This window comes from Microbacterium sp. 77mftsu3.1 (assembly GCF_900100525.1).
Classification (GTDB): Bacteria; Actinomycetota; Actinomycetes; order Actinomycetales; family Microbacteriaceae; genus Microbacterium; species Microbacterium aquilitoris.
Genome location: NZ_FNCR01000005.1, coordinates 162894 through 176444, shown reverse-complemented (window position 1 = coordinate 176444; position 13551 = coordinate 162894). Strand labels below are relative to the sequence as shown.

Genomic DNA, 13551 nt, shown 5'->3' with positions numbered 1-13551 from the left:
TCAGCCCTTCACGGCTCCGGTGAGACCGCCGACGATGCGCCGCTCGAACAGGCTGAAGAACAGCAGTGCGGGGAGCATCGACAGCGAGGTGAACGCGAGCACGCGCGCCGTGTCGACGGAGTACTGCGACGAGAACGCCTGCACGCCCAGCGGGAGGGTGAACTGCGACTCGTTGTTGAGGATGAACAGGGGCAGGAGGTACGCGTTCCAGCTGCCGATGAAGGCGAGGATGCCGACGGTGATCACACCCGGCACGGCGAGCGGCAGCACCATGCGCCAGAAGAACCCGAGGCGGCTGCAGCCGTCGATCGACGCGGCCTCCTGGATCTCGTCGGGGATCGCCCGCAGGAACGGGACGAGGATGATGATCGTCGTCGGCAGGGCGAACGCGATCTGCGGGAGGATGATGCCCGGCAGGGTGTTCATGAGCCCGAGCGAGCGGATCACGATGTACAGCGGCGTGATCGCGACGGTGATGGGGAACATGAGGCCCGAGGCGAACAGGGCGTAGAGGAACCCGCGTCCCTTGAAGCTGTACCGGGCGATCACGTAGCTGGCGGCGATGCCGAGGGCGACCGCGCCGATCGTGGTGGCGAGGGCCACGAAGGTCGAGTTGCCGACCTGGCCCCAGAACTGGCCGCTCGTGATGACGCCGACGTAGTTGTCGATGTTCCACGGGTCGGGGAACCCGGCCGGGTCGACCGTGATCGCGGAGTTCGAGCGGAACCCGCCGATGATGATGTAGATCACCGGGCCGAGCATGAGCGCGATGACCGCGAGAGCGACGAAGTAGACGACGGGCGAACCCCACGGCAGCTTCGGCTTGGGCGCGCGGCGGAGGCGCGGCTCGGCCGGCGGTGCCGTGACGAGGGTCATGGTGGCGCTCACTGCACGCCCCTCTCTGTGATGGCGCCCGCCGTGTCACGGCGGAGCACGAAGCGCTGGTAGAACAGCGCGACGATGAGCGAGATGACGAAGATGACGACGGCGACCGCGTTGCCGTAGCCGAAGTTCCCGGCGTTGCGGCCGGTGACGACCATGTAGATCGCCATCGTGTTGGTGCCGGCGACCGACGAGACGTACTGGCCCCAGATGATGTAGACGAGGTCGAACAGTTGCAGGGCGCCGATGATCGACAGGAACGCCCAGATGCGCAGGGTCGGTGCGAGAAGCGGCAGAGCGATCTGACGCTGGATCTGCCAGTAGGACGCGCCGTCGATGGCGGCCGCCTCGTACAGCTCTTCGGGGATGCCCTGGAGGCCCGCGAGGAAGAGGATGACGGCGAAGCCGACGTACTTCCACGTGAGGATCGCCATGAGCGTCCAGATCGCGATCGACGGGTCGGCGAGCCAGTCCTGGGTCAGGCCGCCCAGGCCGAGCTTGTCCAGCATCCCGTTGGCGGCGCCGTTGGTCGACAGCAGCAGGCTGAACCCGGTGCCGACGACCACCTCGGCGATGACGTACGGCACGAAGATGAGGATGCGGATGACGGACTGCCCCCGCATCTTGCGGTTGAGCAGGAGCGCCAAGAGGATCGCGATGGGTCCCTGCAGCACCAGCGACATGACGACGATGAAGGCGTTGTGCAGCAGTGCGCTCTGGAAGTTGGGGTCGCTGAAGATCGTGATGTAGTTCTTCAGCCCGACGAAGTCGGTGGCGGGCCCGAAGCCCGACCAGCGGAAGAAGCCGTAATAGGCGGCCATCAGGACCGGCAGGATGACGAACCCGACGAAGAAGATGACGGCGGGTCCGGCGAGGAGGAGGACCTCCAGTCGCCCCGACCAGCCGAGGCCCCGCCGGCGGCGGGACCGCGGCCGAGCCGGGGGCGGCGTGTCGCCACCCCCGGCGTGCGCCGCGAGACCGGTGGCGTCCGAGACGGACATCTCGCGAACGGTCATGGTCAGCCCTGCGCGCCTGCGGCGTTGACGGCTGCGATGAACTTCTGCGGGTCGCTGCCACCGGCGAGCATGTCGACGACGGCGACGTTCAGCGCGTTGCCGACGTTCTGGCCGAGGACGGTGTCGAGCCACTGCGAGACGAACGGGGCGCTGTTGTACGCCTCGAGGATCTGCTGCAGGTAGGGCTCGGTCACCGACTTCTGCGCGACCGAGTTGACCGGCGGCGACTGGAACGCCTCGTAGTACTTCGTCTGCTGCTCCGAGCCGGCGATGAAGTTGAGGAAGTCGGCGCACTCCTTCGGGGCCTGCGCGGAGCACGAGTAACCGTCGACGCCACCCATCATCGATCCGGGCTCACCGTCGCCGCCCGAGATCTCGGGGAAGGGGAACCAGGCCAGGTCGGGGAGGGGCTTCTCGTCCGGCGTCAGCGAGGCGATCACACCCGGGTCCCATGCGCCCATGAGCTCCATCGCGGCCTTGCGGTTCGCGACGAGGCCGGCCGAGCTGCCGGCGCCCTGCTGGGCGGCGGTGGTGAGGAACCCCTCGTTGAACGGCTTGATCGCGGCGAAGTCGGTGAGGTCCTCGGCGGCGCGGGTCCAGCAGTCGTCGCTGAAGTCCTTCGAGTCGCCCGTCTCCTCGATCACCTTCGGGCTGCACTCGCGGATGGCGAAGAAGTAGTACCAGTGCGCAGCGGGCCACGCGTCCTTCGCGCCGAGGGCGATGGGCGCGATGCCGGTGCCCTTCAGTGACTCGACGTCGCTCTTGAGGTCTTCGATCGTCGTGGGGGTGTCGGAGATGCCCGCCTTGTCGAAGGCGTCCTGGCTGTAGAAGAAGCCGCCCGGGAGCACCGAGAGCGGCATCGCCCAGACCTTGTCCTGGTAGGTCTCAGCCGCGAAGGAGCCTTCGGAGATCTCGCCGCGGACATCATCGGAGATGCGGTCCGTCAGGTCCATCAGCTGGCCGGCGTTGACCATCGCGGTCATCTTGCCGCCGCCGCGCTGGAGGAAGATGTCGGGCGGGTCGCCCGCGTTGAGAGCGGTCTGCAGCTTGCCGTCCATGTCCTCGTTCTGGACGGACTGCATCTTGATCGTGACGCCGGTGTTCTCCTTCTCGAAGGCCGCGATCGCGTCCTTCCAGAACTGCTGACCGGGGCCGGTGGTCGAGTTCTGCCACAGCGTCATCTCGACGGTGCCGTCCCCACTGCCGCCGCCGTTGTCGCCCGAACAGGCGCTGAGCGCGAGAGTCGCCGCGGCCACCGCCGCGAGCCCCGCCATGATCCTTCTGGTCCTCATGTGATCACCAATCTCCTCATTGAGTGCACGCTCGGTCCTCGAGGTGCGGGTGGTCCCGGCGGTGCGTGCCGGGGGTTCGGTCCCCAGTGTCGGAATTGTTGCCGCCCACGTCAAACGTTTTCGAAAATGTTTTCCATGGGGCTACGCTTCGACGCATGCGAAGCCGCGCCACGATCCACGACGTCGCCGCCGCGGCCGGTGTCTCGGTCGCGACGGTCTCCAAGGCGGTGAACGGACGGTACGGCGTCGCCCCCGCGACCGTGCAGCGTGTCCTCACCGCCGTCGAGCAGCTGGGCTACGAATCGAGCCTCGTCGCGAGCAGCATGCGCGCACGGCAGACCGGTGTGGTCGGCGTCCTCGTCGCGGACTTCGAGCCGTTCTCCGCCGAGGTGCTCAAAGGAGTCGGCGCGGCTCTGCGCGACTCGCGGCTGGATCTCCTCGCCTACAGCGGATCGCGGGCCGTGTCGAGCGAAGGCTGGGAGCGGCGCTCGCTGAGCCGGTTGAGCGGCACGCTCGTCGACGGGGTGATCATGGTCACCCCCACGGTCGTGAACGTCACGGCGGAGGTCCCCGTCGTCGCGATCGACCCGCACACGGGGCCGGCCGACCTCCCCACCGTCGAGTCCGACAGCTTCGCCGGCGCCCGTCACGCCGTCGCCTACCTCGTCTCGCTCGGACACCGCCGCATCGGGTTCGTCGCGGGTCGCCCCGACCTCCGCTCCTCGATGCTGCGCGAGGGCGGCTACCGGCGGGCGCTCGAAGACGCCCGCATCCCGTTCGACCCCGACCTCGTCGGTGTCGGGCGCTACGTGGAGGACATCGCGCGCGAAGCGGCCACCCGGCTGCTGCGACGGGCCGACCGTCCCACGGCGGTGTTCGCCGCCAACGACATCTCGGCGCTGACCGTCATCCGCGTCGCGCACGAGCACGGCCTGTCCGTGCCCGACGACCTCTCGGTGATCGGGTTCGACGACGTCCCGGATGCCTCGCAGTCGGTGCCCGCGCTGTCGACCGTCCGCCAGCCGATGCAGCGCCTGGGCGCCGAGGCCGTGACGATGCTGCTGGAGTTCATGGGCGGCGGCATCCCCGCAGCGACGCACCTGCGCCTGCCGACGGCGCTCGTCCCCCGGGCGACCACGGCGCCGCCCCGAGCGGACTGAGGCATCCTTCCCAGCGCGCTCGGAGTGGTTCCCGATAGCGTCGCCTCATGTCCACTCCGCTCGATGAGCAGCAGATCACGGTGTCCGCCTCCTCTCTTCGGAGCATGCGCGATGAGTTCCAGCGCTTCCTCATGGAGTACCGGTTCGGCCTGCAGGAGATCGAGACGAAGATCTCGATCCTCCGCGAGGAGTTCCACGAGATGCACGACTACAACCCGATCGAGCACGTCTCGAGCCGCGTGAAGTCGCCCGATAGCATCGTCGAGAAGATCCAGCGCCGCGGCATCGACCCTGATTTCGAGTCCGTGCGCGCACACATCACCGACGTCGCCGGCATCCGCATCACCTGCAGTTTCGTGAACGACGTGTATCGCCTGTTCGACCTGCTGACCGCGCAGGACGACATCACCGTCCGCGAGGTCGAGGACTACATCGCGACCCCGAAGGGGAACGGCTACAAGAGCCTGCACGCGATCCTCGAGGTGCCCGTCTACCTCTCGACGGGACGCGTCGACGTGCCCGTCGAGGTGCAGTTCCGGACGATCGCCATGGACTTCTGGGCGAGCCTCGAGCACAAGATCTACTACAAGTACGAACGCCAGGTGCCCGATCACCTGCTGGGGCAGTTGAAGGATGCCGCGGACGCCGCCGCCGAGCTGGACGCCCGGATGACGCGCCTCCACCAGCAGATCCGCGGCGCCGGATCCTCCGCACCGACGCACCTCGTCTGACGGTGGCGGCGCACACGACCGGCGGTCTGCTGCAGGCGGCGCGCGAGCGCCTCGAAGGGTCGCCGCGGGAGCGGCTGGGGGAGTGGACGACAAACCGCCGCATCCTGGGCATCGGACGGGCCCCGCGGATCGTCCCGGTGACGGATGCCTGGCACATCGGGGCGCTCCTGATCGGCGAGGACCGCGTCTTCGCGACCGGCGAGGTGCTGCGCGCGCGGCACGACGCGATCCGCGGGTACACCGCCGAGGCGCAGCGCGCGCGGTCGGAGCGGGCCGCGGCCGCGTTCCGGGGCGGGTTCGCCGAGGGCGAGGTACTCCACCTGGGGTGGACCGAGATGGATGCCGCCGCCGTCGACCGCGGCGAGGGCTCCGGCATCCTGTCGCTGCAGGGCGGCGTGCCGCACGTCGCGTGGAGCCACACGGGTCCGCCGAGACCCCTCGCGGACTATCTCGACGACATGCTGTCCCTGCGCTGACCTGTCAAGGGCCCGGGGTCGGAAATACTGCCTGGGTACTGTGGCATTCCACCTATCACAGGAGTCCGCATGCAGGTTTGGCCCGGTTCCGCTTACCCTCTGGGAGCGACCTTCGACGGTAATGGGACGAACTTCGCCCTGTTCAGCGAGTGCGCCGAGAAGGTCGAGCTCTGCCTGTTCGACGAGAGCGGCGAGGAGACGCGCGTCGAACTCATCGACGTCGACGCATTCGTCTGGCACGCCTACCTGCCGTCGGTGCAGCCCGGTCAGCGCTACGGCTACCGCGTGCACGGCCCGTACGACCCCGAGAACGGGCAGCGCTTCAACCCGAACAAGCTGCTCCTCGACCCCTACGCGAAGGCCGTCGACGGCCAGATCGAGTGGGACCAGTCCGTCTTCAGCTATACCTTCGGCGACCCCGATTCGACGAACGACGACGATTCGGCCGGCGCCATGATGAAGGGCGTCGTCGTGAACCCCTACTTCGACTGGCAGGGCGACCGCCAGCCGAAGACGCCGTACGCCGAGAGCGTCATCTACGAAGCCCACGTGAAGGGCCTCACGATGACGCACCCCGACATCCCCGAGGACATCCGCGGAACCTACAGCGCGATCGCGCACCCGGTGGTCATCGAACACCTCAAGAAGATCGGCGTCACGGCGCTCGAGCTCATGCCGGTGCACCAGTTCGTGAACGACTCGACCCTCCAGGAGAAGGAACTCTCCAACTACTGGGGCTACAACACGATCGCCTTCTTCGCGCCGCAGAACACGTACTCCGCGGCCGGTGGCGTCGGCCAGCAGGTGCAGGAGTTCAAGGCGATGGTGCGCGCGCTCCACGCCGCGGGCATCGAGGTCATCCTCGACGTCGTCTACAACCACACCGCCGAGGGCAACCACATGGGCCCGACGCTCTCGATGCGCGGCATCGACAACCTCGCCTACTACCGGCTCGAGGACGACGACAAGCGGTACTACACGGACTACACCGGCACGGGCAACAGCCTCAACGTCGGCAACCCGCACACGCTGCAGCTCATCATGGACTCGCTGCGCTACTGGGTGCTCGAGATGCACGTCGACGGCTTCCGCTTCGACCTCGCTTCGACCCTCGCCCGCGAGTTCTACGACGTCGACCGCCTGTCGGCCTTCTTCGAGCTCGTGCAGCAGGACCCGATCGTCAGCCAGGTGAAGCTGATCGCCGAGCCGTGGGATATCGGCCCCGGCGGGTACCAGGTCGGCAACTTCCCGCCCCAGTGGACCGAGTGGAACGGCAAGTACCGTGACACCGTCCGCGACTTCTGGCGCGGCGAGCCGTCGACGCTCGGCGAGTTCGCGCTGCGCCTCACGGGCTCGGCCGACCTGTACGAGCAGGACGGGCGGTGGCCGGTGGCATCCATCAACTTCGTCACCGCGCACGACGGGTTCACCCTGCGCGACCTCGTCTCGTACAACGAGAAGCACAACGAGGCCAACGGCGAGGACAACAACGACGGCGAATCGCACAACCGCTCGTACAATCACGGTGTCGAAGGCCCCACGGACGACCCCGACATCCTGCGGGTGCGCGCACGTCAGCAGCGGAACTTCCTCGCGACGATGCTGCTGAGCCAGGGCGTGCCGATGATCTCGCACGGCGACGAGCTCGGCCGCACGCAGAACGGCAACAACAACGGGTACGCGCAGGACAACGAGCTCACCTGGATCGACTGGACGTCCATCGACCAGCCGCTCATCGAGTTCACGTCGGTGCTCGCCCGCCTGCGTCGCGATCACCCCACGTTCCGACGTCGCCGGTTCTTCGACGGACGCCCGGTGCGTCGCGAAGAGGGCGCACCACTCCCCGACATCGCGTGGATCCGTCCCGACGGCTCCGAGATGCAGCCCGAGGACTGGGACTCCGGCTTCGGCCGTGCGGTCGGCGTCTTCCTCAACGGCGACGGCATCCGCGAGCGCGACCGCCGCGGCGAGGAGATCCACGACCGCCACTTCTTCGTCTTCTTCAACGCGGGTGACGAGACGGTCGACTTCACGGTGCCGACCGCGTCGGCGAGCCCGGCCTGGGAGATCATCGTCGACACGGCCGGCGGGGCCGCGGATTCGCCGGTGGTCGAGCAGGGCGGGAGCGTGAGCGTCGGGGCGCGGGCTCTCGTCGTCCTCCGCGACCACGAGGCGGAGGCGGTCGAGTCCGACCCGTCGGTGGCGGCGTCGCTCGCCGCGATGACGGGCACGATCGACGTCATCCCCGCGCAGGCGCCGCAGAGCGAGCTTCCCCGCTGATGACCGGTCCCGAGAAGGCGCCGCGCTCGACGTATCGGCTGCAGATCCGGGCCGGATTCGATCTGGATGCCGCAGCCGAGCTGACCGACTATCTGCGTGATCTGGGCGTGGACTGGGCCTACCTGTCGCCGATCCTGGCCGCGACGAGCGGATCGGACCACGGGTACGACGTCGTGGACCCGACGGTCGTCGACCCCGAGCGCGGCGGCCCCGAGGGGCTGTCGCGGTTCGCCGCCGCGGCGCGCGCGGCGGGCCTCGGCATCCTGATCGACATCGTTCCGAACCACCAGGGCGTCGCGGACCCGCGGCAGAACCCGTGGTGGTGGGACGTCCTGCGCCAGGGACAGGCGTCGCCCCACGCGGCGGCGTTCGACGTGAACTGGGCGCTCGGCGGACGGCTGCGGCTGCCCGTGCTCGGGTCGGAGCTCGATGCCGCCGTCGAGGCGGGCGAGATCACGATCGACGCCGAGGCGGGCGTCGTCCGGTACTTCGACCACGAGTTCCCGCTCGCGGACGGCACCGGCGAGGGTGACGTCCGCGACGTCCTCGCGGCGCAGCACTACGAGCTGCTGTTCTGGCGCCGCGGTGACGCGGAACTCAACTACCGTCGCTTCTTCGCCGTGACGACGCTCGCGGGCGTCCGCGTCGAGGACCCGGCCGTGTTCGATGCGAGCCACATCGAGATCGTGCGGTGGATCGACGAGGGTCTCGCCGACGGTCTGCGGGTCGACCACCCGGACGGCCTCGCCGACCCGGGCGGGTACCTCGACCTGTTGGCGGATGCCACGGATTGTGCGTACGTGCTGGTGGAGAAGATCCTCGAGCACGGCGAGGACCTGCCGTCGTGGTGGGCGACCGAGGGCACGACCGGATACGACGCGATGGCGGTCCTCGACCGGGTGCTCGTCGACCCGTCCGGCGAGCAGGGCCTCACCTCGCTCGACACGCAGCTGCGAGACGGTGCGGCAGCCGACTACGCCGACATGATGCACGAGGCCAAGCTCGCATGGGCGACCGACGGCTTGCACGCCGAGGTGCTGCGGCTCGCGGCTCTCATCCCCGCCGGTGAGCGGAACGGCGCGTCCGACGAGCAGTGGCTCGACGCGCTCGCCGAGCTGCTCGCGGCGTTCCCGGTGTACCGCGCCTACCTTCCCGCCGGCGTCGAAGAGGTCGATGAGGCGGTCGCGCTGGCCTCGTCGCGCCGTCCCGAGCTGGGCGACGCGTTCGAGACGATCGCGGCGCGCCTGACGGCCGGCCCCGACAGCGAGTTCACGAGGCGGTTCATGCAGTCGACCGGTCCCGTCATGGCGAAGGGCGTCGAGGACACGACGTTCTACCGCTGGACCCGGCTCGGCACGCTCACCGAGGTGGGCGGCGACCCGACCGAGTTCGCGGTCGACGTCGACGGGTTCCATGCGGCATCCGCTCGTCGTCAGGCTTCGTGGCCGGCGGCGATGACGTCGCTGTCGACGCACGACACGAAGCGCAGCGAGGACGTCCGGACGCGCCTGTCCGTGCTGGCCGAGATGCCGGAGCGGTGGGCCGAGGTCCTCGGCGAGCTGCGCCAGGTCGCCTCGACCGGTGACGGCCCGTTCGACAACCTGCTCTGGCAGGCGATCGTCGGCGCGTGGCCCGCATCGCGAGAGCGTCTGCACGCGTACGCCGAGAAGGCGTCGCGCGAAGCGGGGAACAGCACGACCTGGTCGGACCCTGATGAGGCCTTCGAAGAGAAGATGCACGACCTCGTCGATGCCGCCTTCGGCGATGCGCGGGCGATCGTCGAGGGTTTCGTGGACGAGATCACGCCGCTCGGCCGGTCGAACTCGCTCTCGCTGAAGCTGCTGCAGCTGGCCGGCCCGGGCGTCCCGGACGTCTACCAGGGCACCGAGCTGTGGGACCACTCGCTCGTCGACCCCGACAACCGTCGCGAGGTCGACTTCGCGGAACGCCGGCGCCTGCTCGCACGTCTCGACGAGGGGTGGATGCCGCCGGTCGACGCGTCGGGCGCGGCGAAGCTGCTCGTGGTGTCGCGTGCGCTGCGGCTGAAGCGCGACCATCCGGAGCTGTTCACGCGGTACACGCCGATGACGGTCACGGGGGAGGCCGCGGACCACGCGGTCGCCTTCGACCGCGGCGGCGTCGTGGCGGTGGCGACGCGGCTGCCGGCCGGGCTCGCCGCTCGCGGCGGCTGGGGTGACACCGAGGTGCTGACGCACGTCGGCCCGACGGTCGACGTGCTGACCGGGCGCCGGTTCGAGGGCGGCCGTGTGCGGCTCGCCGACCTGCTGGACACCTACCCCGTCGCGCTGCTCGCGCCGACGGACGTCATCGAAGGGGACGCATCGTGATCGAGGTCTGGGCTCCGCGGGCCGAGCGGGTGCGGCTGCGCCGTCCCGGTGCGGACGACGTCGCGCTGACCGCCGCCGGTGACGGCTGGTGGCGCACCGACGTCGCGCTGGCGGACGGCGACGAGTACGGCTTCGTCCTCGGTGACGGCGACGACCTCCGTCCCGACCCGCGGTCGCGGCGGCAGCCGCGAGGCGTCCACGACGCGTCGGCGTGGGTGGACCCGGCATCCTTCTCGTGGACGGATGAGGCGTGGACCGGCCGTCAGCTCGCCGGCGGGCTGATCTACGAGCTGCACCTCGGGACGTTCACGCCCGAAGGGACGCTGGATGCCGCGATCGCCCGGTTCGACCACCTGATCGACATCGGCGTGACGCACATCGAGCTGCTGCCGGTGAACGCCTTCAACGGCACCCACAACTGGGGCTACGACGGCGTGCTCTGGTACGCCGTGCAGGAGACGTACGGCGGTCCGGCCGCGTATCAGCGCTTCGTGGATGCCGCGCACGCGGCGGGCCTCGCGGTGATCCAGGACGTCGTCTACAACCACCTGGGGCCGAGCGGGAACTACCTGCCCGAGTACGGTCCGTACCTGCGCGACGGGTCGCGGAATACATGGGGCGACAGCCTCAACCTCGACGAGGCGGCCGTGCGGTCGTTCATCGTCGACAACGCGCTGATGTGGATGCGGGACTTCCACGTCGACGGTCTGCGGCTGGACGCCGTGCACGCGCTGCACGAGTCCGGGGAGCAGCCGGTGCACATCCTGCAGGAGATCGCGGAGCGGACCGACGCGCTGAGCGCGCACGTCGGGCGGCCGCTCACGCTCATCGCCGAGAGCGACCTGAACGATCCGGTGATGTTCCTGCCGCGCGAGGCCGGCGGGTACGGCCTGACGGCGCAGTGGTCGGATGACTGGCATCACGCCGTGCACGTCGCACTGACCGGCGAGGCGGTCGGCTACTACGAGGACTTCGCCGACCCCGAGGCGCTGCCGAAGGTGTGGACGGAGGGCTTCTTCCACAACGGCACCTACTCGTCGTTCCGCGAGCGGGATCACGGCAAGCCCGTGCCCGACGACGCGGCATCCTGGCGACTGGTGACCTACGCGCAGGATCACGATCAGATCGGCAACCGCGCGGCGGGAGACCGGTTGACGGCGACGCTGTCGGCCGATCGGCTCGCGGTCGCCGCCGTGCTGACGCTGACCGCGCCCGGGACGCCGATGCTGTTCATGGGCGAGGAGTGGGGTGCGTCGACGCCGTGGCAGTTCTTCACCTCGCACCCCGAGCCGGAACTCGCCGAGGCGACGGCGAAGGGCCGGATCGCGGAGTTCGTGAAGATGGGCTGGGACGAGAGCATCGTGCCGCACCCCAACGACCCCGCGACGTTCGAGCGGTCGAAGCTGGACTGGTCCGAGGTGTCGCAGGGCGATCACGCGCGGCTGCTGGATCTCTACCGGCAGTTGGCCGATCTGCGGCGCTCGCGGCCCGAGCTGACCCACCCGGGTCCCGGTGGGCGGGATGCCGAGGTGCAGACCACCTCGACGGGTCCCCGGTACGTGCTGCACCGCGGCGCGGCGCGGGTTCTCGTGAACCTGTCGTCCGAGCCGTGGGAGGTCGCCGGCGGCGACGTCTGGATCGCGTCCGTCGAGCCGACGTCGGCCGGCGAGCGGCTTGTCGTGGCCCCGGAGTCCGCGGTCGTCGTCGGGGCGTAGTCCGCGTTCCCCTGTCGCGACGCGCCGTGCGCGCTCGCCGTCCGCGACAGGGGAAGTGGGATGCCGGGGGTCGCTCACCGGCTGTGGCTGTGGCTGTGGCTGTGGCTGTGGCGCGGTGTTCTGCGTGGCGCAGCGCGCGCAGGATCGGCCCCAGTTCAGGCCTGTGTCGGGTCAGAAGGGTGCCGGGTCTCCGGGATGTGTGGCGGCAGGGGTGAAGGCGACGGCCGGTGTGGGTGCGTCTTCGCGGTAGATCCTGCCGAGGGGTGAGGTCCATTCCAGGACTCCACCCCTCAGTTGTCGCACTTTCCAGGCGGTGAATTGCTTCATCGAATGGTGCCGTTGGCACAGGTGGGCGAGGTTGGACAGTTCCGTCCGCCCGCCGAGCGCGTGGTCGTGGGTGTGGTCGACTTCACACCGGATCGCAGCGACGCGGCATCCGGGGAACCGGCAGTGCTGGTCCCGGGCTTGCAGGAACCTGCGCATCCCGGATGGGACACGGTACGAGTCGGTGGCGACGGTGACTCCGGTGGTGGGGTCGTGAAACAGGCGCTCCCACACGTGCGTCGCACCGGCGAGTGTGCGGGCGGTCGCCGGATCGATAGGCGAGCGGCCGGTCAGGTCGCACGGGCCATCGTCGGCACCGGTCAGAGTCGCTGCGGGAATCAGCACCTGCACGCGCGCGCGGATCGCGCCCAGTGGCCCGGCGGTCGTGTCGCGCGTGTCATCAAGCGACGGCGCGCCGGCGAGGAGCAGGTCGGCGAGCACGTCGGCGCGGACCTGATCGGTCGATCTCCCGTCGGTCGCGATCACATCTAAGGTCGCCGAGCGCTCCTCGCGGGTGTCGACAATCGCCCGCGCCTGCTGTGTGAGCCGGTCGTGGATCCCCTCCGCAATCACGGTCGGCAGGGTCGCGATCAAATCCGACATCCCGTCCCGGCCCGGGATCAACCTGACGCACCGCCGCGCCGCAGCTTCCTCATGCCGCTCGGCGAACGATCGCGGATGCATCCGGTGCGCCAGGATCTCCAGCTCACCCCGCACTCGGTTCGGGGTCTCGCCTTCGCATCGCTCGATCGCAATGGCTTCGAACTCAGCCCACATCTCTGCGGGTAGGTTCAGCCCGGTCTCGACGATCGCCTTCACGTGCCCGCGGACGATCCGTCCGGCCTCCCAGGCCGCCACCGCGGCCGGGAACCCTTCGATCGTCACCCGGGCTTCCCCGATCCGGCGTTGCACCGTCCGGTCGGTGGTGCGCATCGCCCCACCGAGCTCTGCTGCAATCGACCGCAGCACCATGTCGTGGAGGGTCACTTTCGCGTTCGGGTGCGCGCCCTGTTCCTCGGCCAGTCGTCCCGCCGCGGCGAGCGTACGGAGCTGCGCGATCTGCACCGCGGCCATCCGCCGCTCCACGTCCTCGACGTCCGCAACGATGCCCGCAATGGCGGCGAGATACGCATCGCCACCGGGGGTTTCCATCGCTTCTGTCATACCTGAACTATCGCACCAGCCTCCGACATCGAGACCCCGAAAACTGCGGAACTCAGGCGCCGCGAACAGATCCAAAATGAGGAACCTCTCACTCGCGAATCGACACCCGACGCACCCGACCTTCACCCCCCTCAAGCCCCGCTCGAAGCCTGTCAAGAGGTCG

The 13551-nt window shown here is 69.2% G+C and carries 10 protein-coding genes; 6 read left to right on the top strand and 4 right to left on the bottom strand.

Translation table 11 applies throughout. The features are described 5' to 3' along the window. From BLR68_RS13740 to BLR68_RS13730, 3 genes are read right to left on the bottom strand one after another with little or no spacing between them, the layout of a single operon-like run. Nucleotides 1–876 (bottom strand): carbohydrate ABC transporter permease, encoded by an 876-nt coding sequence (locus tag BLR68_RS13740; RefSeq protein ID WP_020097872.1) that lies wholly within the window; start codon nucleotides 874–876, stop codon nucleotides 1–3. 8 nt (nucleotides 877–884) lie between these two features. Further along, nucleotides 885–1898 carry a carbohydrate ABC transporter permease gene (locus BLR68_RS13735; RefSeq protein WP_020097873.1) on the bottom strand — a complete coding sequence of 338 codons (1014 nt, stop codon included), beginning with the start codon at nucleotides 1896–1898 and terminating at the stop codon, nucleotides 885–887. A gap of 2 nt (nucleotides 1899–1900) precedes the next feature. After that, nucleotides 1901–3172: an ABC transporter substrate-binding protein gene (locus BLR68_RS13730; RefSeq protein WP_018185642.1), complete on the bottom strand. Its 1272-nt coding sequence runs from the start codon at nucleotides 3170–3172 to the stop codon at nucleotides 1901–1903. Nucleotides 3173–3288: 116 nt separating this feature from the next. Here BLR68_RS13730 and BLR68_RS13725 point away from each other — a divergent pair, with 116 nt between their 5' ends. The 6 genes from BLR68_RS13725 (at nucleotide 3289) to treZ (ending at nucleotide 11900) form a co-directional block, all read left to right on the top strand. Then, nucleotides 3289–4350: a LacI family DNA-binding transcriptional regulator gene (locus BLR68_RS13725; protein WP_256335399.1), complete on the top strand. Its 1062-nt coding sequence runs from the start codon at nucleotides 3289–3291 to the stop codon at nucleotides 4348–4350. 47 nt (nucleotides 4351–4397) lie between these two features. Then, the gene (locus BLR68_RS13720; protein ID WP_018185640.1) at nucleotides 4398–5081 is read left to right on the top strand and encodes a GTP pyrophosphokinase; all 684 of its coding nucleotides are present in this window, start codon (nucleotides 4398–4400) and stop codon (nucleotides 5079–5081) included. A gap of 2 nt (nucleotides 5082–5083) precedes the next feature. Continuing rightward, nucleotides 5084–5557 carry a hypothetical protein gene (locus BLR68_RS13715; RefSeq protein ID WP_018185639.1) on the top strand — a complete coding sequence of 158 codons (474 nt, stop codon included), beginning with the start codon at nucleotides 5084–5086 and terminating at the stop codon, nucleotides 5555–5557. Between the two features lie 69 nt (nucleotides 5558–5626). Beyond that, nucleotides 5627–7837 carry a glycogen debranching protein GlgX gene (glgX, locus tag BLR68_RS13710; RefSeq protein WP_018185638.1) on the top strand — a complete coding sequence of 737 codons (2211 nt, stop codon included), beginning with the start codon at nucleotides 5627–5629 and terminating at the stop codon, nucleotides 7835–7837. Next, nucleotides 7837–10185: a malto-oligosyltrehalose synthase gene (treY, locus tag BLR68_RS13705; RefSeq protein ID WP_018185637.1), complete on the top strand. Its 2349-nt coding sequence runs from the start codon at nucleotides 7837–7839 to the stop codon at nucleotides 10183–10185. Before glgX ends, treY begins: the two co-directional genes overlap by 1 nt. Further along, nucleotides 10182–11900, top strand: coding sequence for a malto-oligosyltrehalose trehalohydrolase (treZ, locus tag BLR68_RS13700; protein WP_018185636.1), 1719 nt, complete (start codon nucleotides 10182–10184; stop codon nucleotides 11898–11900). The genes treY and treZ overlap by 4 nt, the downstream gene beginning before the upstream one ends. A gap of 171 nt (nucleotides 11901–12071) precedes the next feature. On the opposite strand, the gene BLR68_RS13695 is transcribed toward treZ, so the two are convergent. Beyond that, nucleotides 12072–13388, bottom strand: coding sequence for an HNH endonuclease signature motif containing protein (locus BLR68_RS13695; RefSeq protein ID WP_091362307.1), 1317 nt, complete (start codon nucleotides 13386–13388; stop codon nucleotides 12072–12074). Between the last annotated feature and the right edge of the window lie 163 nt (nucleotides 13389–13551).